This is a genomic window from Maridesulfovibrio sp. (genome assembly GCF_963677005.1).
GTDB lineage: Bacteria > Desulfobacterota > Desulfovibrionia > Desulfovibrionales > Desulfovibrionaceae > Maridesulfovibrio.
This window is the reverse complement of sequence record NZ_OY781616.1, coordinates 1,030,225-1,050,300: the sequence shown is the minus strand read 5'-3', so window position 1 is coordinate 1,050,300 and position 20,076 is coordinate 1,030,225. Positions and strand designations below refer to the sequence as shown.

General features: G+C 49.5%; 27 protein-coding genes. 22 read left to right on the top strand and 5 right to left on the bottom strand.

The genetic code is table 11. The features are described from left to right. The first annotated feature begins 1 nt into the window (after position 1). From ACKU4E_RS04855 to ACKU4E_RS04765, 19 genes are all read left to right on the top strand, one after another. Entirely contained in the window at positions 2–481 is a 480-nt protein-coding gene (locus ACKU4E_RS04855) for a hypothetical protein (protein WP_320169956.1), read from the top strand. Then, positions 411–704 (top strand): hypothetical protein, encoded by a 294-nt coding sequence (locus ACKU4E_RS04850; protein ID WP_320169955.1) that lies wholly within the window; start codon positions 411–413, stop codon positions 702–704. The genes ACKU4E_RS04855 and ACKU4E_RS04850 overlap by 71 nt, the downstream gene beginning before the upstream one ends. After that, positions 701–1,006, top strand: coding sequence for a hypothetical protein (locus ACKU4E_RS04845; RefSeq protein WP_320169954.1), 306 nt, complete (start codon positions 701–703; stop codon positions 1,004–1,006). The genes ACKU4E_RS04850 and ACKU4E_RS04845 overlap by 4 nt, the downstream gene beginning before the upstream one ends. Further along, positions 1,007–1,618: a hypothetical protein gene (locus ACKU4E_RS04840; protein WP_320169953.1), complete on the top strand. Its 612-nt coding sequence runs from the start codon at positions 1,007–1,009 to the stop codon at positions 1,616–1,618. It begins immediately after the preceding gene. Continuing rightward, positions 1,600–2,142, top strand: a complete 543-nt coding sequence (locus ACKU4E_RS04835) for a hypothetical protein (RefSeq protein WP_320169952.1) — start codon at positions 1,600–1,602, stop codon at positions 2,140–2,142. Before ACKU4E_RS04840 ends, ACKU4E_RS04835 begins: the two co-directional genes overlap by 19 nt. 3 nt (positions 2,143–2,145) lie before the next feature. Beyond that, positions 2,146–2,940: a phage baseplate assembly protein V gene (locus ACKU4E_RS04830; RefSeq protein ID WP_320169951.1), complete on the top strand. Its 795-nt coding sequence runs from the start codon at positions 2,146–2,148 to the stop codon at positions 2,938–2,940. Continuing rightward, positions 2,937–3,278: a GPW/gp25 family protein gene (locus ACKU4E_RS04825; protein WP_320169950.1), complete on the top strand. Its 342-nt coding sequence runs from the start codon at positions 2,937–2,939 to the stop codon at positions 3,276–3,278. The genes ACKU4E_RS04830 and ACKU4E_RS04825 overlap by 4 nt, the downstream gene beginning before the upstream one ends. Next, positions 3,275–4,156 (top strand): baseplate J/gp47 family protein, encoded by an 882-nt coding sequence (locus ACKU4E_RS04820; protein WP_320169949.1) that lies wholly within the window; start codon positions 3,275–3,277, stop codon positions 4,154–4,156. The genes ACKU4E_RS04825 and ACKU4E_RS04820 overlap by 4 nt, the downstream gene beginning before the upstream one ends. Continuing rightward, on the top strand, positions 4,156–4,848 hold the full coding sequence (locus ACKU4E_RS04815; RefSeq protein ID WP_320169948.1) for a phage tail protein I: 693 nt from the start codon (positions 4,156–4,158) through the stop codon (positions 4,846–4,848). The genes ACKU4E_RS04820 and ACKU4E_RS04815 overlap by 1 nt, the downstream gene beginning before the upstream one ends. Beyond that, entirely contained in the window at positions 4,841–7,012 is a 2,172-nt protein-coding gene (locus ACKU4E_RS04810; protein ID WP_320169947.1) for a hypothetical protein, read from the top strand. The genes ACKU4E_RS04815 and ACKU4E_RS04810 overlap by 8 nt, the downstream gene beginning before the upstream one ends. 3 nt (positions 7,013–7,015) lie before the next feature. Then, on the top strand, positions 7,016–7,309 hold the full coding sequence (locus tag ACKU4E_RS04805) for a hypothetical protein (RefSeq protein ID WP_320169946.1): 294 nt from the start codon (positions 7,016–7,018) through the stop codon (positions 7,307–7,309). Between the two features lie 12 nt (positions 7,310–7,321). Then, on the top strand, positions 7,322–8,524 hold the full coding sequence (locus tag ACKU4E_RS04800) for a phage tail sheath C-terminal domain-containing protein (protein WP_320169945.1): 1,203 nt from the start codon (positions 7,322–7,324) through the stop codon (positions 8,522–8,524). Continuing rightward, a complete protein-coding gene (locus ACKU4E_RS04795; RefSeq protein WP_320169944.1) occupies positions 8,525–9,034 on the top strand; it encodes a phage major tail tube protein in 510 nt (169 codons plus the stop codon). A gap of 3 nt (positions 9,035–9,037) precedes the next feature. Further along, positions 9,038–9,277: a phage tail assembly protein gene (locus tag ACKU4E_RS04790; protein WP_320169943.1), complete on the top strand. Its 240-nt coding sequence runs from the start codon at positions 9,038–9,040 to the stop codon at positions 9,275–9,277. A gap of 126 nt (positions 9,278–9,403) precedes the next feature. Further along, the gene (locus ACKU4E_RS04785) at positions 9,404–11,515 is read left to right on the top strand and encodes a phage tail tape measure protein (RefSeq protein WP_320169942.1); all 2,112 of its coding nucleotides are present in this window, start codon (positions 9,404–9,406) and stop codon (positions 11,513–11,515) included. Positions 11,516–11,532: 17 nt separating this feature from the next. Then, positions 11,533–11,907: a phage tail protein gene (locus ACKU4E_RS04780; RefSeq protein ID WP_320172618.1), complete on the top strand. Its 375-nt coding sequence runs from the start codon at positions 11,533–11,535 to the stop codon at positions 11,905–11,907. Further along, positions 11,904–12,107 (top strand): tail protein X, encoded by a 204-nt coding sequence (locus tag ACKU4E_RS04775; RefSeq protein WP_320169941.1) that lies wholly within the window; start codon positions 11,904–11,906, stop codon positions 12,105–12,107. The genes ACKU4E_RS04780 and ACKU4E_RS04775 overlap by 4 nt, the downstream gene beginning before the upstream one ends. Next, positions 12,098–13,081, top strand: coding sequence for a contractile injection system protein, VgrG/Pvc8 family (locus ACKU4E_RS04770; RefSeq protein WP_320169940.1), 984 nt, complete (start codon positions 12,098–12,100; stop codon positions 13,079–13,081). The genes ACKU4E_RS04775 and ACKU4E_RS04770 overlap by 10 nt, the downstream gene beginning before the upstream one ends. A 72-nt stretch (positions 13,082–13,153) precedes the next feature. Continuing rightward, positions 13,154–13,843, top strand: coding sequence for a hypothetical protein (locus ACKU4E_RS04765; RefSeq protein WP_320169939.1), 690 nt, complete (start codon positions 13,154–13,156; stop codon positions 13,841–13,843). Positions 13,844–13,887: 44 nt separating this feature from the next. Here the strand turns inward: ACKU4E_RS04765 and ACKU4E_RS04760 are convergent, their stop codons facing one another. The 3 genes from ACKU4E_RS04760 to ACKU4E_RS04750 all read right to left on the bottom strand — a co-directional run bounded on the left by ACKU4E_RS04760 (position 13,888) and on the right by ACKU4E_RS04750 (position 15,256). Next, positions 13,888–14,127: a hypothetical protein gene (locus ACKU4E_RS04760; RefSeq protein ID WP_320169938.1), complete on the bottom strand. Its 240-nt coding sequence runs from the start codon at positions 14,125–14,127 to the stop codon at positions 13,888–13,890. Continuing rightward, positions 14,120–15,037: a Rha family transcriptional regulator gene (locus tag ACKU4E_RS04755; protein ID WP_320169937.1), complete on the bottom strand. Its 918-nt coding sequence runs from the start codon at positions 15,035–15,037 to the stop codon at positions 14,120–14,122. The genes ACKU4E_RS04760 and ACKU4E_RS04755 overlap by 8 nt, the downstream gene beginning before the upstream one ends. 78 nt (positions 15,038–15,115) lie before the next feature. Beyond that, the gene (locus ACKU4E_RS04750) at positions 15,116–15,256 is read right to left on the bottom strand and encodes a hypothetical protein (protein WP_320169936.1); all 141 of its coding nucleotides are present in this window, start codon (positions 15,254–15,256) and stop codon (positions 15,116–15,118) included. A gap of 217 nt (positions 15,257–15,473) precedes the next feature. Here ACKU4E_RS04750 and ACKU4E_RS04745 point away from each other — a divergent pair, with 217 nt between their 5' ends. Both ACKU4E_RS04745 and ACKU4E_RS04740 read left to right on the top strand, forming a co-directional pair. Then, complete coding sequence (locus ACKU4E_RS04745; protein ID WP_320169935.1) at positions 15,474–16,382, top strand: P63C domain-containing protein; 909 nt, start codon at positions 15,474–15,476, stop codon at positions 16,380–16,382. Positions 16,383–16,652: 270 nt separating this feature from the next. After that, a complete protein-coding gene (locus ACKU4E_RS04740; RefSeq protein WP_320169934.1) occupies positions 16,653–17,999 on the top strand; it encodes a replicative DNA helicase in 1,347 nt (448 codons plus the stop codon). Positions 18,000–18,004: 5 nt separating this feature from the next. Here the strand turns inward: ACKU4E_RS04740 and ACKU4E_RS04735 are convergent, their stop codons facing one another. Then, positions 18,005–18,580 (bottom strand): hypothetical protein, encoded by a 576-nt coding sequence (locus ACKU4E_RS04735; RefSeq protein WP_320169933.1) that lies wholly within the window; start codon positions 18,578–18,580, stop codon positions 18,005–18,007. Between the two features lie 30 nt (positions 18,581–18,610). Between ACKU4E_RS04735 and ACKU4E_RS04730 the strand changes: the two genes are divergently transcribed. After that, positions 18,611–19,135 (top strand): BRO family protein, encoded by a 525-nt coding sequence (locus ACKU4E_RS04730; protein WP_320169932.1) that lies wholly within the window; start codon positions 18,611–18,613, stop codon positions 19,133–19,135. 48 nt (positions 19,136–19,183) lie between these two features. Here ACKU4E_RS04730 and ACKU4E_RS04725 read toward each other — a convergent pair whose 3' ends face one another. Continuing rightward, positions 19,184–20,020, bottom strand: a complete 837-nt coding sequence (locus ACKU4E_RS04725; protein ID WP_320169931.1) for a pentapeptide repeat-containing protein — start codon at positions 20,018–20,020, stop codon at positions 19,184–19,186. Positions 20,021–20,076: the final 56 nt, after the last annotated feature.

Below are 20,076 nucleotides of genomic sequence, written 5' to 3'. Positions count from 1 at the left end.
CATGATCCCCATCGGCACCATCCTTAGCTTCATCGGCTCCGGCAAAGGCAAGCTCATTCTAGGGCTTGCCGCCGGGCTGGTGCTTGTGGCCGGGTTCCTGATCTGGGTTTCGATTCTCAAGTTCGACATTGCACGGCTTGAAGGGGTTGTTTCTGATCGTAACAGCGACATATCCCGGCTTGAATCGGACATTGCCGGGTACAAACTTGAGGTTGGCAACCGGGACACGGAAATAACCCTCCTCAAGCAAAGCGGCAACCAGACCGCGCGGGTAATCCTCGGACTCAAAAGCCAATTGGCGGAATCGCAGAAGACAGCGCGTTGGTATCGGCTGAAGCAATCCGAGGCCAATCGGCTGCTGAGGTCGGCTAAAAACTATCCGGTAACAAATGCAACAGGAGTCATTAGCAATGAAAACAGCCGCCTTGCTGCTCATTTTATTAATGATGCTCTCGGCCTGTGCCCAGAGCCGGGCCAGTAAAATTGATGAAGTCCGCGAGGTCGTGATTGTTGCCGGATATGAGCAGTGCCCGCGCCCGGCAAAACCGGAACTTAAACCGCTACTTGAAGAAATGCATTTGGGTTCCCGCGAGAACGTAGACCGCATGATGCAAAATATTGTCGAGCTTCTAGGCGCGCTTAAGGCGATGAATTCAACAATCCATTGCTATGAAATCCAGACCGGAAGGGCAGACGAAAAATGAGTATTCATGACGATTTGGACATTTTTTTCAAGGGCCTTGATGCAGTGGAAGTATCGGTCTGCGGTGAGGATCGAACCTTCAAGGCTTACAAGAATACGGACATGGATTCCGTATCGTTAGGCCGCGCCATGACCCTTAACCCGGATCAGCCCATCATGACTTGTAAGGAAGTAGACGGTGTTGGGCTGGATCAAGAGAGCCAAGTCATCATGGAAGGCAAGCCTTATGATGTTTTAGATTTCACAGCAGACGGCACCGGGCTTGGCGAGCTTGAATTGATGCTGGCTCAAGAGGGGGAATAAATGGCCAAAGTATATCTCAATATTGATGGCGACAGGCTGGACATGATTATAGCCGATTTTGCCTTAACTCAAAAGCAGGTCGATGCTGCGTGTAAAAGAGCCATTTCAAAATTGTCACGGCATCTTAAGGTGATAGCTTTACGCGGTGTTTCACAATTAACCGGCGTTAAACAGAACGTCCTAAAAAAACGAATTCTTCTTTCTTTCAGCGGAAGCAGAAAGGCCGCACGAATTTGGTTTGGACAATATCCTGTACCGTTGATTGACATGAATCCAAAACAAACAACTTCGGGTGTTGATGCAGGTCGTGTGAGTAGAAGCCATGCTTTTATTCGCAGAAGATGTTCAGACAACAAGAAGAACGTTTACCGAAGAGTTCCTGAAAGAATTTATATCGAAAAAGTTTTTCATCATAGTGAAGCTTACGGAAAGCATAGCCGTCTTCAGCTTTATTTTTCTGATGATAGTTTTCCGCAGTACCCCATTGTTCCTCAGTACGAAACGATAGATCGGGATATTGAACTAGTAATTAAATCTGATGTTCTTAGGGCATTCGAAGAAAAATTTTACACATTTTTTGAACGGGAACTGAAATGGGAATCAAAGAAATAAACATCATCGAAGCACATACAAGCATTGTTGCAGATTTAAAAACCGCTTTCCCTTCATGCTCAATCGGTGATTACCGCCGTGAGAATGGTGCGGTAAAAGCTCCGGCTCTTGCCCTAGAGCTTGCAGAAATTGAACCCGGTGAAAAAAATCCGGGCACAGGCCAGCTTGAAGCGACCTTTAGATGGGTTGTGTATCCGCTGATCCATTTCAAGACAAAGGATGCAGCGCGCAAAGTTGCCGCGCTCGTTTGTGCTGTTGCCAAGTTTGTGCACGGGAATCGTTTCGGGCTTCCGGTGTCTGCTGCGAAGTTCATCGGCGGTTATCCTGAAGACTTCAAGCCAGCAAAGGACGGCTATGAAGAATGGCGGGTGGAATTTGAGTTCAGCGGATATCTTGGAGAGTCGGTTTGGGATGATGCAGGTATCACACCGCAGACCGTCTATCTTGGCTATTCGCCATTGATCGGTGCCGCCTACAAAGCGGATTATCAGGAAGTGGAAGGAATAGAAGCAGTAGAAGGATAGTATATGCATAGTTCCAGCTTTGAAGCCGTAGACCTATCCCGCCGCCTAGCCAACGTGATCCGCATAGGAACCGTTGCCGAGGCAGATTACCAGAAAGCCCGCGTCCGCGTGGCCTTTGGTACTGCCGTGTCTGATTGGCTTCCTTGGATTACCTTTCGCGCTGGTGGTGACCACACATGGTGGGCTCCTGAAGTAAGTGAACAGGTGGTTGTGCTTTCGCCTTCCGGTGAGACTTCCGGCGGGGTTGTGCTCGGCTCCATTTTCTCTACTGCTCATCCGGCCCCGGCGGATCGGCCTACCATTCAGCGAACTGTGTACGAAGACGGCGCGGTTATCGAATATGACCGCGAGAATCATATTTTACACGCCTATATTCCCGGCTTTGAAGAGCGCGAAATCGACAAAGATTTGTCTATGCGGGTTCACCGGGATGTCTTTTGGAATATTGACCGGGACGCTTTCATCAATATTGAAGGCAACCGCACCGACACAATCGGCGGCAATGATACGGCTGACGTTGGCGGGGATGTTCAGCGCACCGTGGGCGGCAAGGTTGTGCTTGATGTTCAGGGCGAGGTTGTAATCAACAGCGCAACCCGCGTGACTCTTTCTTCTCCCGATATCGTTTTTGATGGGCCTATTACTCAGGGTAATTCTTACCGCGGCGGCGGGGCTGAATTCTACGGCCCCATTAACCAGCACAACGGCGACTTTGTTTCCGATGGCGTTTCCCTGCAACATCACATTCACCCCGAAACCGGAACCGTTACCGAAGAACCTGTCGGGGGTGCATCATGATCGGAGTAGATGCCCGTACAGGTAGAAAGCTCGGCGGTATTGCCCATCTTAAGCAGTCCATTGTGGATATTCTGACCACTCCTATCGGTTCCCGCGTTTATCGCCGGGAATACGGTTCCCGGTTGTTCAAGCTTGTGGACCGTCCGCAGGATTCCAACTTTGCTATAGAAGTCTTTTCCGCCGTGGCTGAAGCACTCGACAAATGGGAACCCCGCTACAAGCTGACTAAAATCTCAATTGCCAGCGCGGGTGCTGAAGGTAATGTCATCCTGACTCTTGAGGGCAAGTATCTGCCTGAGGGCAAGGAAATCAAGCTTGAGGGGGTGACAGCATCATGAGCGGATTTGTCTCTATCGACCTTTCCAAAGTTCCACTTCCTGATGTTGTCGAAACGCTGGAAACTGAAACAATTATTCAGGAAGTTCTTGAAGATTATCAAAGCGCCTATCCTGAATATACGGCGTTTGTTGAATCTGATCCTATTCAAAAACTTTTGGAGACAGCAGCCGCGCGCGAAATTAATTTACGCCAGCGGGTAAATGATGCTGCCCGTGGTTGCATGGTTGCCACTGCCTGTGGTGCCGATCTTGATAACCTTGGCGCGTTGGCTCCGGTAGAGCGTAAGTTGCTGGATGCTGGCGACTCGGAAGCACGTCCGGTTGTTCCTCCTACCTATGAAGGGGATGAAGAGTTTCGCGCCCGTGTCCAGTTGGCCCCGGAAGGATTCAGTACTGCCGGGCCTGATGGTGCATATAAATTTTTCGCCCTGACAGTTGCGGCGGTGCGTGATGCAGCGCCGTTGAAAGTCGCTCCGGGTTACGTGGATGTGTACGTGCTGGGCCGTGAAGGTAACGGCGAGCCTGATTCAGCGACTCTTGCCGCAGTTGATAGCGCGGTAAATGACCGTGAAATCAGGCCGTTAACCGATAATGTCACGGTCAAGGCTGCTGAAATAGTAAGCTATGAAGTAAACGCAAAACTGTACATCCAATCCGGCCCGGCTCCGTCTGCGGTTGTGGATGCTGCACAACAGGCCGTGGCGGATTACGTTGCCGCCCGGCACGTTCTTGGTGGGGCTGTTCCACTTTCCGGCATTTATGCCGCCTTGCATGTTGAAGGCGTGGCGCGGGTAGAACTCCATTCCCCGGTTGCTGATCTGGCTATGGAGAAATGGCAGGCCGCGTATTGCACTGCTGTCTCTGTGGAGGTGGGCTAATGGTTGCCGACCTCTTACCAATCAATGCAACACCGCAGGAGCGGGCCATATCCAAGGTTACAGGCAAGCGTATCGAGTCAATTCCCGTACCTATACGTGACCTCTGGAACCCGGATAAATGCCCGGCTGTTTTTTTGCCGTGGCTTGCCTGGGCCTTGTCTGTCGACCTCTGGAAAGACGAATGGAGCGAGGAGCAGAAACGGGCCGTAATCAAGGCCAGTATTGCCATTCACCGCAAGAAGGGGACCCCGGTTGCCGTTGAAAAATACCTTGCCGCTCTCGGTTATGAAGCGCGGGTTCTGGAATGGTTTGAGTATGACGGCGCGGAATACAAGTTCAAGATCAGCACTGATACGGGAGTGACCGAGGCCGTGTATCTGGAAATGATTGAAGCGGTGATGGTGGCAAAAAATACCCGGTCAGAGCTTGAAGCGGTGGTCTTCAATTCAACCCTTGAAAATCCTTCTTACACTGGCGGGGCCGTGCGTACCGGATCGGTGCAGCATGTTCCCGTTCATGTCGAAATTTCCGCTGAACCCGTCCTGTTCTACTCCGGTGCGGGAGTGCGGGAGGCGGACATTATCCATATCAATGTACCTGAATCGGAAATCACCGTTGACCCGGTAGGGCTGTATTTCGGCGGGGCCGTTCAGGTGACGGATACAATCATCATAGGAGGCACTAATGCCTAACTTCAAAGGAATGAAGCTGACCCGGCACGGCATGGAGCTTTTAGGCTTGGTCGGCACCGGGACTGTACTTGATTTCACCCGTGTAGCTGTCGGCTCCGGGCTCTGGACTGCCGGACAGCAGGACGCGCCCGCAGAATTGACCGGGCTTGTCCGGGAGGAAATGAGCTTGGATATAGGTTCGGTTGTCCCGACTTCAGTACCGGACACGGATGAACCAGCCGGGTGCTACACCATTCATTCCATGCTGACCAACGCGGGCCTTGCTTCCGGCTTTGCACTGCGGGAAATCGGGATTTTTGCAACCCATCCCACGCGCGGTGAAGTCCTTTATGCGGTGGATTATGCGGGCGAACAGTACGATTACATTCCGAGCTTGCCTGCCGGGGCCGCACCTCTTGAAAAGCAGTTCCGTATTGATGTTGTTACGGGCAACGCAGAAGAGATTACCATCCAGCAATCCCCGGTGCTGCTGGCTACCCATGACGACATGAGCGACCACAATGAAGACCCTGAAGCGCACCCTGATTTGCTGGCACGTATGGCAACCGGGATTCCTGAAATCCTCAACCCGGCGGACGGTGCTGCCGACGTTGGCGAAACCCCGATTTACAGGTTCCGCGAATTCACACCCGTGTTTGCCGGAACGTCCGAGGAGGCAATTCAGGTTCAGGTTGATCTTGATAGCGGAACCTTTGCAACTTCGGTCCATGACTCCGGGTTTCTGACCACCATAGCCAACGGATACGAACAGCCTGCCGGGATGTTGCAGCCGGGCAGGAGATACAAGGCCCGTTGCCGCCGCAGGTTGAACAACGGCCTTATTTCCCCGTGGTCAGAAGTCGTGTTTTTCGAAACCCGTGCCGTGTTCAACTACGTCCAGCGACCTGCCAATGTTTCTCCCGCCAACGGCGCAACCGGGGTCATGGAATGCCCTACATTGGTTTCCGGTCCGTTTGCCGTGGTCGGAGATACTGCCGATACCCACGAAGCCACGCAATACCGTATGCGGATCGGCGATGTTGTACTGCATCTGTCACCGGAACTTGGGGCGGTCACGGAATACGATTTCCCTGCCGGGTTGCTGCTGGTTTCCGGCGATTACGTGTGGGAAGTCCGCTACAAGGGTACGGCTCTCGGCTGGTCTGAATGGTCAACGGCAACCGGTTTTCATACAGCCGCCGCTTTCGTCACCGGTGATGAAGCAATTTCATTCACAAGCTGGGACGGCTACGACAATGCAAGTTCCGCCGGTATCGCACTGGCTGACGGTGCGGCGCTCCGGTCCAACGGCGTGGACCAGGGTGAGGGTGAGGGGGATTGGGTTAGTCTGCAATCGCGGGCGAAAGTGCGTTCTCCAAAGGAATGGATTGTAGACCCTGTAACCTCAGCTGAATCCATCGTCCTGATATCTGATAAAGAGGCTGAATTGGCTGACGGAAGCACTCTATGGGTCAACAGTGGCAGTGGTGGTACTGCGTTAACGGCTGTTGTTGCCGCAGTCGTTGCACAAGCCGTATCCGGCACGGCAGGAGTTTCCTTAATTCAGGGTGTACAATTGCCATATAACATCCTCGCAGGGACAACTTATGAAGCAACATGGGATACCCCTGTTGACGTGTATGGATTTTCAGCCGGTTGTCTACCTGCTGCACCTGATGCTGTCGTTTATGTGTGGGATAATTCCGGGACATGGATGCTCCCATCATATGACGGAAATGGTTTAATTTTGGGATATGGCATTCGTGGCACATTCAGTGCGCCCATGAGTATTACCGGGATAAAAGTAGTCAACAACGGGTCTCAAATATCCAGCGGTTATCTGACGTTAATTGTTGCAAGTGAGTGGACAAACACCTGTACATCAATCACTCCCGTACTCGCTGTCGCTCCGGACCGAGTTGTGTCGCCCGTGTCCCTAACCGCCGCCACAGGTGCGGCAACAACCGCATTCACAGCCGAAGATTTCAACGAACTAGCCGTCGAATCTGCAACCCTCGGCACTGATACAGATACAGACCGCCCGGACTTCATTCTTGTGGAATCCGCCAAGATTACCCCGGCAGAAGCCTTCCGCCGGGTGGCCCTTGGCGTGTCCGGCCTTTCCAAAGATTCCGAAACCAGAATTGCGGAGACGCAGTGCGATACATGGAAAACAGGAGCGTAAACAATGAATATTAACAGCATGACGCTTGATGAAAAGAAACGGCTGGCGGCTGAACTTGCGCCGCACATCCTCGGTGAATTTCGGGGAACCTCTGAAATGATCATTCCCGGTTCGGAAAAATCGGTACGGGTCAAAACCCGCACCATTGATACCGGGTTGATATCCACCGAGACGCACACGGCTTTTGCCGCCGCCGAAACTGCAATCGGCAATGCCTCGACTTTTGAAGAACTTAAGGCCGCTTCTCAGGATATGGCGGGAATTGTCCGTACCATCCTGATGGGCAAAAACGAATAACAGGAGACAACAATGGCTGAGAATTTTCTTCATGGCGTAGAAGTCATTGAAATTGACGATGGCCCGCGCACTATTCGTACGGTGCGCTCTTCGGTTATCGGCATAATCGGCACCGCGCCGGATGCCGATGCAACCGCATTTCCCATTAACAAACCTGTCCTGATTGCGGGCAATCGTACCGAAGCTGCAAAGCTCGATACCGTGGGTAATGCAGCCGGAACCCTGCCCAACGCGCTTGATGCAATCTTTGACCAGATTGGCGCGGTTGTGATCGTGATCCGCGTTGAAGAAGGCGCGGATATTGCCGCAACCATAACCAATGTAATCGGCGGGGTGGATGCCAATACCGGGGAATACGAAGGGGTGCAGGCTTTGTTGGGCTGCAAGTCCGCGCTGGGATATACCCCGCGTGTTCTGCTGGCTCCGGGTTTCACCCACCAGCAGGATGAGGACGAAGAGAACCCTGGCACTTTCCTGAAGAATCCCGTGGTAGCGGAACTGGAAGGGATTGCAAATCGTATGCGTGCAATCGTGCTGGTAGATGGTCCCAACACCAACGATGCGGACGCAATCGCTATGGAAAACGACCTTGGCGCGCGTTGCTACCTCGTTGATCCGTGGGTGAAGGTCTACCGGGATGGTGTTTATGTAAATGAACCGCCTTCCGCCCGTGTAGCCGGGATGATTGCCAAGATTGACAATGATAAAGGCTTCTGGTGGTCGCCTTCCAATCAGGAAATTATGGGTATTTCCGGCACTGGTCGCCCGGTTGACTTTGCCCTCGGTGATGCCAATTGCCGGGCCAACCTGCTTAACGAAAAGAATGTAGCCACAATCATCAATGAAGATGGTTTCAGGCTCTGGGGTAACTGTCTTTGCGGTAGTGACCCTAAGTGGGCTTTCCTCAATGTACGCCGTACTGCGGACATGATTAACGAATCCCTGCTTCAGGCTCACCTCTGGGCCGTGGATCGCAACATCACAAAGACTTACTTTGAAGACGTGGTTGAAGGCGTAAACAATTACCTGCGGAACCTGAAAAACAAGGGCGCGATTCTCGGCGGCACTTGCTGGGCCGACCCGGAACTCAACACCACGGATCAGCTTGCGGCGGGCAAGGTCTATTTTGACTTTGATTTCACCGCACCCGCACCAGCCGAGCATGTCACTTTCCGAAGCCGCATGGTTGACGATTACTTTGAGGAGGTATTTTAAATGGGTTACGGAGATAATAAAATCAAAGATATGAACCTGTTTGTTGATGGTAAGGGGTATGCCGGAAATGTGGATGAATTTAATCCTCCCAAGCTCACCCTTAAAATTGATGATTACCGGGGCGGAGGAATGGACACATCTATTCCTATTGAAATGGGCATGGAACCGCTTGAAACTTCTTTTGTTTTATCCGGTCACTTTCCAGAAGTTCTGACATTATGGGGTGTTACTGCTGGCGATAAACCCCAACTCACCGCCAAGGGGTCAATTGATTCATATTATGGAGGCGTGTCCAGTGTTGTGATTAATATGCGTGGCGTAATTACTTCTGTTGAGGAGGGAGGATGGAAGCCCGGTGAGAATTCACCGCTAACATTTACGATGAAGCTTGATTATTACAAGCGCGAACAGGACGGGACGGTTCTTTACGAAATTGATGTACCTAATATGGTTCGCATTGTTAACGGCAAAGATCAGCTTGAAGAAAGACGTAAAGCAATAGGATTGTAAATAATGGAACCTATCACACTTGATTACCCGGTAGATTTTGGCGGCGTAGAAATTAAAGAACTGAATATGCGCCGTGCGAAAGTGCGCGACCAGAAGGCCGCAAGGAAAAGCACTAAAAACGATGCTGATTATGAATCAGTTCTCTTTGCCAATCTGTGTGAGGTCTCGCCGGACCTGATAGATGATCTGGATATGAAGGACTACAAAAAGCTGCAAGAGAAATACAAAGGTTTTTTATCCTAAACCCGGACGATGTTCGGCGTATGGTTCTGGCTCTGGCCCATTTCACGGGCTGGAGCCGGGCCGAAATTATGGACATGGACACCGAAGAATTCATTCAGGACGTGCAGGCAATGAAGAGGCTGAAGGATGGCAAGTAAAAAATATTCCGCAGTGGTGGAAGTCGGCGGAGCCGTAAAAGGCTCCTTCGGCAGTTCCATGAATTCAGTGCAAAGCGGTCTTGTCTCCGTGGGTGATGCAGTCAAGAAAGCTGATTCCCGGTTCGGTGAATTCAGTTCCGGCGTTGCTGAAACGGAAACTGTTGTCGATAAAGTCGGTTCCGTGCTTCAGGAAATGGAAGCACGGCAAGGCCGTATTGGTGATTCTCTGAAGCTGCTGTCCGGCGATGTATCGCTTTATGCTGATGAATTGAAGGATGCCCGTGCCAAGATGGACCTGCTTAATCAGTATGACCCCGCTGCTGTGCGCGAATCCGGTAAGGCTTATCGGGAATTGAAGCGAGATGCCGCCAAGCTCCGCAAGGAATATGAAGCGCATCCTAAGCCTACAAAGAAGATGCTGAACGAGGTCAAGCGCGCTGAAGCCTCCGCGGAAAAGGCAGGCAGGGCGTACAAGGCCAATCAGGATAAACTAGCTTCCTTGGGTTCTGAATTGGAAAAGGCCGGGGTTGATACAAAAAACCTAACCGGTGCACACCGCAAACTTGCAAAACAGCTTGATAAGTCCCGCAAGGCTTACAAGAAAATGTCCGCCGCTGTGGAAGCTGGCGGCAAAATGAAAGCACAGGTCGGCGACTTGGCGCGCACTGGTGGTATGGTTGGGGCTTCTGTGGTTGCTGGGGCTGCCGCTGTTGGCACTGCCGTTACTATGGTGAATCAGGCCACGGGCGAACAGGTCAAGCTTGCCAATGCTCTTGGTGTTTCCGCTGAAGAATTTCAGGCATGGGGCGGGGTGGCCCGCGAAGCCGGATTCGAAGTTGATACCGTTGGCGACCTCATTGAAGAAATGAATAACAAGCTCGGTGAATCCGCCGGGCTTGAAGAAATTACCCCGGTCAAGGAATCCCTTGAAATGCTCGGCTTGTCGTTTGAAGAACTTCAGGACATGGCCCCGGAAGAACAGTTCAAGAGGATTGCCGAAGCAATCAAGGCCATGCCGGATGGCCAGCAGGCTTCAGCCGCTGCCGATATTCTTATGGGCGGAGAAGCTAATAAATTTTTCGGCTACCTACGCACTCGCAAGGAAGGCGTTGACGAAATAATTAACCAGCAGAAGCGACTTAATGTCCTTTCCGAGGAAGGGCGCAAGGGTGCGGCTGATTACAATACCGCCTTTTCTCAAATGACTACAGTTGTCGGCTCGGTTGCTGCTGAAGTTTCCGGCCTGATAGGTGGCGCGCTGGCCCCGCTCATTTCCGAATATGCACCCAAACTTGCCGACTACGTGCGTTCCCATAAGGACGATCTTATGGGCGTTGGTGATGCCGTGCGGGGTATGATCCCGGCCGTAATTGATTTCGGCAAGGGGCTGTACAAGGTCGGCTCTATGGTTGCGGGTTTTATTTCCGCCGTGGGCGGAATTGAAAACGTAGCCATGATGGTCGGCGCGGTCATGGCGGGTAAAGCCGCTATGGGTATGGTCAGTTTTGCAAGCTCGCTGGTCACAGTCGGGCAGGCTCTACCTTTTATTTCTACCGGGATTAAGGCCATTGGCGCGGCTGTCGCAGCCAACCCTATCGGTTTGATTGTTACCGCTGTTGTCGGCGGGGCTATGCTTATTTGGAAATACTGGGAGCCGATCAAGGAATTCTTTTCCGGGCTGATTGATACCGTAGGCAGTGTTGTTTCCAGTGTCGGAAGTTTTTTCGGTTTTGGAGATGATGAAGAGGAAAAAGAACCCACTCCCAAAGTCGGCGATGCCGTAAAGAAATCAGTGCCTGTTGCCGAGGCCAGACCGGAAACAGTAACCGGAGCTCGGCCCGTTCTAGAAGATACGTTGGAAGTAGGGCAGGCTTATCGTCAAAATGTTCCGGTTCAAATTCCACCCTCCCAAAATCTTTTACAGGGGGTAACGGACAATTCCCAAAATACGGAACAGAAGCAGACCAATATTTCCAACAAATTTGAAATTCAGGTACATGCCGCGCCGGGCCAATCTTCCGAAGAAATCGCGGATGAGGTTATGCAGCGGATTGAAGAAAGGAGCCGGGATAATTCACGGCTTGCCATGTATGACGGGTAAAAGGTGAAATTGTGGGGATGTTAAAACTCGGTGATTTTATTTTTTCTGTGGATACTGCCGCATATCAGGATTTGCAGAGGTCAACGGCTCGGAATTGGGCGAAGATTAACCGGATCGGCAAACGCGCCGCCCACCAGGATTTAGGACCGGGGGATGATTCTATCACTCTACCCGGCGTAATCTACCCGACCTATAAAGGCGGGCTGGGCCAGATTGATAAGATGCGCGAAATGCAGGGTAAGGGCGAACCGCTGATGCTGGTGGACGGCCTCGGAAATGTTCACGACAAGTGGGTTATCGTAACCCTTACTGAAAAGGACGATGCATTCTTTCGGGATGGGGTAGCCCAAAAGCAGGAATTTACCCTCAAAATTGAACGGTTTGAAGAATGATTACTTACACCACCAAAGATGGCGACATGCTGGACCGCATATGCTGGAAGTATTACGGCTTTGAATCCGCTGTGCCGGAAGTGCTTGAAGCAAATCCGGGTCTTGCCGATCTCGGCCCGGTGCTGGAAGCCGGGGTTGAAATCATCCTGCCGGAAGTCGCCACGCCGGAACCGGATCAGGGGATCAACATATGGGATTAACTCACAAGCCCGTTTACCGCGTGGAATGTAACGGTAATGACATTACCGCCGCAATTCAGAACGATTTAATTTCGCTGACCATCACCGATGAAGCCGGGGTAAAATCTGATTCGTTGGACATATCCATTAATGATAAGGGTTATGCCGTGGCGCCCGCCGGGAGCCAGTTTAAAGTCTGGCTCGGCTATGGCAACGCGGCAACCTTCATGGGGCTGTACGTCCTTAATTCCGTGCGCCTATCCGGGCCACCGGATAAGATGGACATTAAAGCCGCTGGCGCGCCGCAGGATCAGAGTTCAAATTATTCCCAGCTTCAGACGCAGAAAAAACGCTCATGGACTCCGCAGACCATAGGCGCAATGGTTGCCACCATAGCCGCTGACCATGGTCTTGATCCTGCCGTTGCTGCTGATCTGTCCGGGGTGGCCCTGCCTCATATCGACCAGATAAATGAATCTGACATGCACCTGCTAACCCGGATCGCGCGGGACCATGATGCCATAGCCAAGGCCAACGCGGGCAAACTGATCTTCGCCCATAAGGGGCAAGGTAAAACAGTTTCGGGCAAATCCATGCCCACCATTGAACTTGTCCCTAATCAGGTGACCAGCGTTAGTGTTGATATTGAATCCCGCACGAATTTTAATACCGTGGTGGCCCTATGGCGTGATGTTGAAGGCGCGCGGGATGTTGAAGAGATAGCCGGGAGTGGTGAACCCGTTCACCGGATCAGACATATTTACCCAACCCCTGAAGCCGCAATTAAGGCCGCAAAGGGTAAGCTTGAGGCTTTCCAAAGGGGCAAGCAAAGCCTTTCTGGAAGCCTTCCCGGTAGGCCCGAACTAAGGGCAGAGGGTAGGCTTTCGCTTTCTGGTTTTCGGGCTGAGAAAAATGGGCTTTGGTCTATTACCCGTGCTACTCATAAGTTAGGGAGTGGGGGGTATGTGACGAGTGTTGAGGGGGAAAGGGTTTAATTCAAACATTTAATATAAATAAAGTTGACTAGTTGTTTTTTGCTGCATATTTTAAAAAAGGAGGCAATACGGATGAATAAGGATATTTCTATTGTTTCAGCGGCCACAAAGTATGAAGCTGCTCAGTCTGAAATAAATACCAGAATAGCAGTTAGGACAAACGTTAATACCGCTCATATGGCTGCAATTATTGCGTTGACATCAGTGTTTTTTTATGCAGGAGAACACGATGTACATAACCATGCACGGATTTTTATAGGAATAATTATTCCGCTAATATCAACATATTTTGCTAGCTATTACGTTCATAACGACAGTATCATTGGTCTGTTGTCTGCTTATTGTTCGGAATTAGAAAGACGAAGTCAATCTTTTACCGATGAACAAGGCGATTACCCTCCTTCATGGCATTCTCCAAGAGTCAATTCTAAAAGTTGGATACAGCCATCTTTGGAAGTGAGAAATTTTTCAGACTTGACTATTAAATGTTTGAGCATCATATCTCCATTCGTTGCCGTTGCAGATAACTTAAACGGTTTTAAGGTTGGGGTATTGTTCTTATTTCCATGGTGCGTAATTTGTTCTTATTATAATTACAAGCTGTTGGAGCAGGTTGCCCAAAGAAGAAAAATATACACAGAATATGTATACAATAAAGAAACGGGAGAAGTTGATTTTAACATGCCTATTTTTTTCCCAAAAACTAAAAAATTTATAAAAAGACTGAAAAAGATATTTCCTTGTAATAATACAAGCAAATAAAGCAAAAAAAACTCCCCTAGAGCCGCGCCTTAGGGGAGTTTTTTTTACTTCCGCACCAACTCCAAAACAGGTGCAGGCTTCTTTCTACCAGATTTTCCCATCTGCACCTGCATATCATATTCATCAAAAGCATTCGCGCTTTCAGAAACAACCCGCCTGATTGAATCCAGTATGAAGGCTTCGCCGTAACGGTCTTCCAATTGAAGCTTGTCCGACAACACTCGCAAAGCACAACACGCCGACATCATATCCGAAACGTGACAACCTAAAAGCTTGCTATCCATTACGCACCTCCCCATCCAAAACCTGTTCAGCTTCAATCAATGCATCATATGCCATAAGCAGTGCCTGCCGCTCTTCGCGTGGGCGGCTTTCAATATCCCGAAGCATTACTTCTTTTGCTGTGTCCATATGGTTATGGCCAGTGCGCGCGGGGTGCACTTCCGGGGTAATGGCCCGGCGGTAGGGTGGGGCGGATCGGGTAGGCGGTGCGCATAGTTTCAAAGCTTCCTTGGGTGCGGATTGCCACGGAGTAACGGCAATATTCGCCAGCATCCGGGGCCGCATACCGTCAATATGCGGGCGCGTTTCCTTTATGTAGGTAGCGTGGCAATACAGGGCGGTAAAGAAACGGATACGGTGTACCGGGCTGGCGTTGTTCCGTATGCAGAAGTTGCAATAATGTTCGTAAATGGCTTCTTTTGAAATCCTGCTGCCCGGATCAGGGCGGCATTCTGCCTGAACGAAGGCATAAACGAAATTATACCAGCGCGGGTGCTCCGATTCTTCCGGTAGCTCTGCTGGTGTCTGCATGGGGGTGTTGCATTGCCTGCGGATAAGTTCTTGCTCCATAGCGTTGAAGGCTTCAAGGTAGCGGATTTTCCACTCTGAAGCTTTTTTGCCAGTGAAGCCCATAACCAGATAGGCGAAGCCGTCACGGGTTAGGTTGAAGCAGGGCATTTGTTTGTTCTGGGAATTGATGTAAGAGGACGGCGTAAAATTGCGCCGTCCAAAATCGTCTGGAATTTCAAGCGATTCAATCTTTCTGAGAACGTCTTTATGCTGCTTGCCAAAATGCTTGGAAATCTCAATAGACGAGACAACAGGCTTGCCGTCCGATACAACAAGCGTAGGTGAACCGACAACTGAACTGTTGTCAGAAGTGCGTGAATTGGCTAAGTTCTTTCCAGCCATGACAACCTCCTTTACAGGTTGTTTGTGGTTAGGCTCGTCTCGGTGGTGGTACACCTTGGCGGGCCGCTTTAATTTTGGTTACTTATTCTCTTCTTTCTTTTTCCTTTCGGCCTCTGCCATCCGCTTTTCCATACATTCAATGAACATTGCTTTGATGGTCACTTCCTGTTCTGCGGCAAAAATTTTGATGCGTCTGTGGAAGTCTTTGTCCAGACGCATCGAAAACAAGGTCTGCTCTTTTTTCATAATATAGATGTAATGCTGTAATGCTTTTGTGTCAACTCAATTGTTGAAAAAAGGATATTGCATTTAGTTTTTTGCAAAATTTAATCGCATGTTAGATATATGTCTGTGTACTTGACTAACGATTGATTTACGCTGATTATTTTAATATACAAATCTTTATTTTATAATATTGAAACTCCAAGAGGTTAAAATGCCAGACAATATGCTAAAGGCAACTCACCAAGGCAAGCTCAACATTAATGGAAACGAAATTTCATGTGCTGTCTTGGAGGATGAAACACGAGTTCTCGTAGATAGAAGTTTAGCATTGTCATTGGACAGAAGAGGGGGAGGCGCTTATTGGAGAAAGAAGAAAGAAAGCGAAGCGCCTATGTTGCCAGAGTATATATCAGCAAACTACTTAACTCCTTATATCTCTGAAGAATTATATGAAAAATTGTTGGCGCCTATCGAGTACACTAACAAGCGTGGAGAGGTTGCTGTCGGTGTCTCTGCCGAACTATTGCCCGATATTTGTAACGTATGGATTACCGCTCGCAATGATGGGGCGCTCAATTTAAATCAGGAAGAAACGGCAGAGAAAGCATATATTCTTCTTCGTGGTCTTGCTACTGTTGGTATTGATGCTCTTGTCGATGAAGCCACTGGTTATCAAGATATACGTGCGAAAAATGCTTTAGCCAAAATTCTTGAACAGTATCTCGACAATGAGTTAAAAAAATGGACTAAAACTTTCCCGGACAGTTTTTATAAAGAAATTTTTAGGCTTAATGGGTGGAAATTTAACGATATGTCTACTGCGCGTCCGGGCGTAATAGGTAAGTGGACAAATGACTTTGTATATGAGCGCCTCGCGCCCGGTCTTCTCGAAGAACTCAAAAGGAAGAACCCTAAGAATGAAAAGGGAAACCGTGCAGTCCGACATCATCAATGGTTTAACACTGATTCTGGACACCCTAAGCTTAGGCAGCACATTGCAGGTGTAGAGGCGCTCATGCGTGCCTCGACAACTTGGGAAGGGTTTAAAAGAGCTCTTGATAGAGCTTATCCGAAACTTGGCAACCAATTGTTATTGCCGGGTGTAGATGAGGAGTTTTAGCCGTTTAATTGGGGGGTGTTTTTACTCACCTTTTGCTCACCTTTCCACCCGAATTAGGTCTATTTGAAGGGAAAAGAATGGGTGTTAACTACCTGAAATAACATACACCGGATTCGAATGCGTATCCTCCGGAGCTGAAGGTCACAAGTTCGAATCTTGTATTGCCCGCCAGATATTTCAAGGGGTTACACTGCTTATGCAGCGTAACCCCTTATCTTTTTGCTACCCAAATGCTACCCAAATTGCGGAAAAATGTTTTGAGGTGTTCTCATGAACATGTCCGCACCTCCCAACAACATGGAGCTGGAAAGGGCTCTGCTCGGTGCCGTGATCAGGGATAACGGTCGCAATGTTGACGACCTCATTCCTATCCTGAAGACTCCGGACCATTTCTACAGTCCTGTTCATCAGAATATATGGCAGACTATTCTAGCCATGCATCGTGAACAGGTTCCTATTGATCTCGTTACGCTTAATGATCGGCTTATGAAAAACGGCCGCTCCAGCGAGTGCGGCGGGGCTGTCTTTCTTGCCGAACTCACAAGCGACATTCAGCCTGTCAGTCACGCCAAAGGGTGGGCTAGGGATCTGCAGGATTATGCCCGGCGGAGGGCAATGGCCCGTATGGGACAGCAGCTTATTGAGCACGCTTATTCCCCTGAAGCTGATCCTTCACAGTTTGCAGCATCCGCCCAGGAGATTGTTGATTCAGTCCTTGAGGATCGGGTCAACGTCAGCGCGCAGAAGCCATCCGAAATTATCCGGGGATATATGAAATATCTGGAGGGCCTTGAATCTCGCGGCGGTGATGGAATCAAGACTCATCTATACAAGCTCAACAGCATCACCGGCGGATTTCTTCCCGGCGAAGTTGTCATTCTGGCCGGACGTCCTTCTAACGGCAAAACGGCACTTGCACTTAATTTCTCCCTTTATTCGGTTTTCAGCCAGGTTCCGGTCGGGATCTTTTCCCTGGAGATGATGAGCTATCTGCTCGTCAATCGCTACCTCTCATCTACTCACGGTATTAACGGAATGCGTTTTCGTGACGGGAAATTCACGTCAGAAGACTGGCAGAATATTTATGATTTCGCACAACATTTTCAAGGTCTGGATCCGTGGTTGCGGATCTGGGACAGGCCATCATTATCTGCTTCCGAACTTCGGGCCCAATGCCGGCGTTGGAAGCGTGAGTTCGGTCTGCGTCTGGCTGTTGTGGATTATATTCAGCTTGTCCGGCCGGATACCAGGGGCGGATCACGAGAAAGGGAGGTGGCCGAGATTTCGCGCATAGTGAAAGAGACGGCCATGGACACCGGGATCACCCTTGTTGTTCTGGGCCAGCTGAACCGGGAGGTTGAAACCCGCAAGAACAAGATTCCGCTGCTTTCGGATCTGCGCGAGTCCGGAGCAATAGAACAGGATGCTGACCAGGTCATTTTCATCCGTCCGTGGAATCCTAAAACCACCGACGATCTGGTGGAGGTTACTCTGGATGTGGCCAAAAGCAGGAACTCAAATACCGGCAGCCTTGAAACAATGTACAGGCGCAGGCGGCTGCAGTTCCTTAATGACAATGAAAAGGATTGGAGCTGGCTTGGTTTTGCTCCGGCCTAATGAGTTTAATTTTCACCATAATTTTCTAATGTAGGCAGAGTTATTTCTGGATTTATTTTGCCTGTTTTTGAAATATTTAACACGGCATTTTTTAAAGGATTTAATGACGTATAGGTTAGTTCTTTTCGTTCTTTTAGGATGGGATGTGCGGCGGTAAACTGATCAACTAATGAATTAAATTCTACATTTCCTGAAAGTCGTTCATCAAGAAATTGTTCTTCATGAACAGATAGTTGGCGGTCATCTACTGTTGAAATTTGATTCGCTATTTCAATTTGATGTGCTTGAGCGTTTTTCAAACGGCATTCAGCTTCTGTTAATTTTTTTGAGTTTTGAATATATGTGAAATTTCTATAGGTTTCAGATGAATCTTTAATTGATTTTGATATAGCGCGTAGGAATTTTCCTAGGGCTTTTAGAGTCGCAGGAACTGATATAGTCGCTGCAGTTAACTGCCCTTCAGGGGAGGAAAGAAAATTAATTATGATTTCTAAGGATCCACTATTGATCGATTCTATACAAATTTCTTGGTTTAACGGGGGGTATATTGATCTTTTTGGGTCAAGCCCTTTTTCTATCACAGCAGGATCAATGAAAGGGGGTCGGTATTAGTGGACACCCCTGGCGGGAAGCAAGAAATGTCAGCAGTTTCCGAGTCCGGCCTGTACTCGCTGATTTTCAGGAGCCGCAAGCCGGAAGCAAAGAAGTTCCGCAAGTGGATCACTTCGGAAGTGATACCCAGCCTGAGAAAGACGGGGTGCTACACAATGGGGCAGGGGGCTGAAGAGTCCGCGCTGCTGACCATTGATGAATACGATTCCCTATACGCCCTGCTTGCCAAGTGGGGTGTGCTGCTCAAAGAAAGGGAAGCGTGGAAAGAACACGAGGTGCTGGATAAAAGCATCGGCAGGATCATGACCTTTCTGGGCAAGGAACCGGCCTCCGCACTCAAGGATTTATCCAGGGCCGAAGCGGATCACATGCAACGCTACCTGACTACGCAACTGACAATCATGCAGGGCAGGTCGGGCGAAATGAAATCGCCGGAAGAAGAGGAAGCCGCACGGCTCCGGTCCGAGAAAGCGCGGAAAGCCGCACAGGCCCGCTGGGGCAAGGCAAAGGCTCTCGGGAAGTAGGATTTGAAATGAAGCACCCCGCTTGGTTGGCGGGGTGTTTTTTTGTGATCAGCCGCTTTGGCGTACCATTCTAGTTGCAAATAAAGTTATCAGACCACCTAACATTATATATCCAAGCGTGACTTCGGCCGTTAGCCATAGTTCTCCAATGGTCGTCTTAGGCGTCACATCTCCAAAGCCAAGTGTCGTGAAAGTGACGATGCTAAAATAATATGGGGTAAACCAGCTGTTTTTTATCCCGTCGGTGCTGATTTCAAACCACTCCGGATTTTGTGAGAAAATATATCCGAAGCCAAGAGCGAAAAAAATAGATAACATTGCCCAGCGCCATATGGACCGGCCGCAGTTAGAAGTAAACCACCAAAAGGAGAATTTAATCGGATGTTTTTCTAGGGTTTCTTCAATATAATCTAGATCCATAACATGTCTGACAAATCTTTGGCTTCCAATGCAGCCTTGTACATTGATGCCTCTGCATTCCATATTGTTGTCAAATTTGACACCTTGCACGTTTACGTTTGTTAGTTTTGTCCACCTGAGATCTGCCCCTCCGAGATTTGCCCCTCCGAGATTTGCCCCCTCTAGATATGTCCCCCTGAGGTTTGTATCTTCAAGATCTGCCCACTTAAAATTTGCTCCTTCAAGTTTTGCATCCCTTAGATTTGCCCCTGCTAACTTTGCCCCATTGAGATCTGCCATCGTAAGATCTGCCCCCTCAAGTTTTACCCCTTTGAGCTTTGCCCCCCCGAGCTTTATTCCTTTTAGATTTGCCCTCTCGATATTTGAAAAATTTAAGTCAGGACAAACATCAGGATTCTCTTCACGCCACTTATTCCAAACCTCAACACCCTGTTCCAATATCTTTAAATGCTCTGGATTCGCCACTGAGAACTCCATTGATTATGAATAGTAAATTGATTTGCGGTATAATGAATTTTATT

Bases quoted from the DNA above. Each gene is read 5' to 3' on its own strand.
- ACKU4E_RS04855 (WP_320169956.1), top strand. From the start codon at position 2: ATGATCCCCATCGGCACCATCCTTAGCTTCATCGGCTCCGGCAAAGGC.
- ACKU4E_RS04850 (WP_320169955.1), top strand. From the start codon at position 411: ATGAAAACAGCCGCCTTGCTGCTCATTTTATTAATGATGCTCTCGGCC.
- ACKU4E_RS04845 (WP_320169954.1), top strand. From the start codon at position 701: ATGAGTATTCATGACGATTTGGACATTTTTTTCAAGGGCCTTGATGCA.
- ACKU4E_RS04840 (WP_320169953.1), top strand. From the start codon at position 1,007: ATGGCCAAAGTATATCTCAATATTGATGGCGACAGGCTGGACATGATT.
- ACKU4E_RS04835 (WP_320169952.1), top strand. From the start codon at position 1,600: ATGGGAATCAAAGAAATAAACATCATCGAAGCACATACAAGCATTGTT.
- ACKU4E_RS04830 (WP_320169951.1), top strand. From the start codon at position 2,146: ATGCATAGTTCCAGCTTTGAAGCCGTAGACCTATCCCGCCGCCTAGCC.
- ACKU4E_RS04825 (WP_320169950.1), top strand. From the start codon at position 2,937: ATGATCGGAGTAGATGCCCGTACAGGTAGAAAGCTCGGCGGTATTGCC.
- ACKU4E_RS04820 (WP_320169949.1), top strand. From the start codon at position 3,275: ATGAGCGGATTTGTCTCTATCGACCTTTCCAAAGTTCCACTTCCTGAT.
- ACKU4E_RS04815 (WP_320169948.1), top strand. From the start codon at position 4,156: ATGGTTGCCGACCTCTTACCAATCAATGCAACACCGCAGGAGCGGGCC.
- ACKU4E_RS04810 (WP_320169947.1), top strand. From the start codon at position 4,841: ATGCCTAACTTCAAAGGAATGAAGCTGACCCGGCACGGCATGGAGCTT.
- ACKU4E_RS04805 (WP_320169946.1), top strand. From the start codon at position 7,016: ATGAATATTAACAGCATGACGCTTGATGAAAAGAAACGGCTGGCGGCT.
- ACKU4E_RS04800 (WP_320169945.1), top strand. From the start codon at position 7,322: ATGGCTGAGAATTTTCTTCATGGCGTAGAAGTCATTGAAATTGACGAT.
- ACKU4E_RS04795 (WP_320169944.1), top strand. From the start codon at position 8,525: ATGGGTTACGGAGATAATAAAATCAAAGATATGAACCTGTTTGTTGAT.
- ACKU4E_RS04790 (WP_320169943.1), top strand. From the start codon at position 9,038: ATGGAACCTATCACACTTGATTACCCGGTAGATTTTGGCGGCGTAGAA.
- ACKU4E_RS04785 (WP_320169942.1), top strand. From the start codon at position 9,404: ATGGCAAGTAAAAAATATTCCGCAGTGGTGGAAGTCGGCGGAGCCGTA.
- ACKU4E_RS04780 (WP_320172618.1), top strand. From the start codon at position 11,533: ATGTTAAAACTCGGTGATTTTATTTTTTCTGTGGATACTGCCGCATAT.
- ACKU4E_RS04775 (WP_320169941.1), top strand. From the start codon at position 11,904: ATGATTACTTACACCACCAAAGATGGCGACATGCTGGACCGCATATGC.
- ACKU4E_RS04770 (WP_320169940.1), top strand. From the start codon at position 12,098: ATGGGATTAACTCACAAGCCCGTTTACCGCGTGGAATGTAACGGTAAT.
- ACKU4E_RS04765 (WP_320169939.1), top strand. From the start codon at position 13,154: ATGAATAAGGATATTTCTATTGTTTCAGCGGCCACAAAGTATGAAGCT.
- ACKU4E_RS04760 (WP_320169938.1), bottom strand. From the start codon at position 14,127: ATGGATAGCAAGCTTTTAGGTTGTCACGTTTCGGATATGATGTCGGCG.
- ACKU4E_RS04755 (WP_320169937.1), bottom strand. From the start codon at position 15,037: ATGGCTGGAAAGAACTTAGCCAATTCACGCACTTCTGACAACAGTTCA.
- ACKU4E_RS04750 (WP_320169936.1), bottom strand. From the start codon at position 15,256: ATGCGTCTGGACAAAGACTTCCACAGACGCATCAAAATTTTTGCCGCA.
- ACKU4E_RS04745 (WP_320169935.1), top strand. From the start codon at position 15,474: ATGCCAGACAATATGCTAAAGGCAACTCACCAAGGCAAGCTCAACATT.
- ACKU4E_RS04740 (WP_320169934.1), top strand. From the start codon at position 16,653: ATGAACATGTCCGCACCTCCCAACAACATGGAGCTGGAAAGGGCTCTG.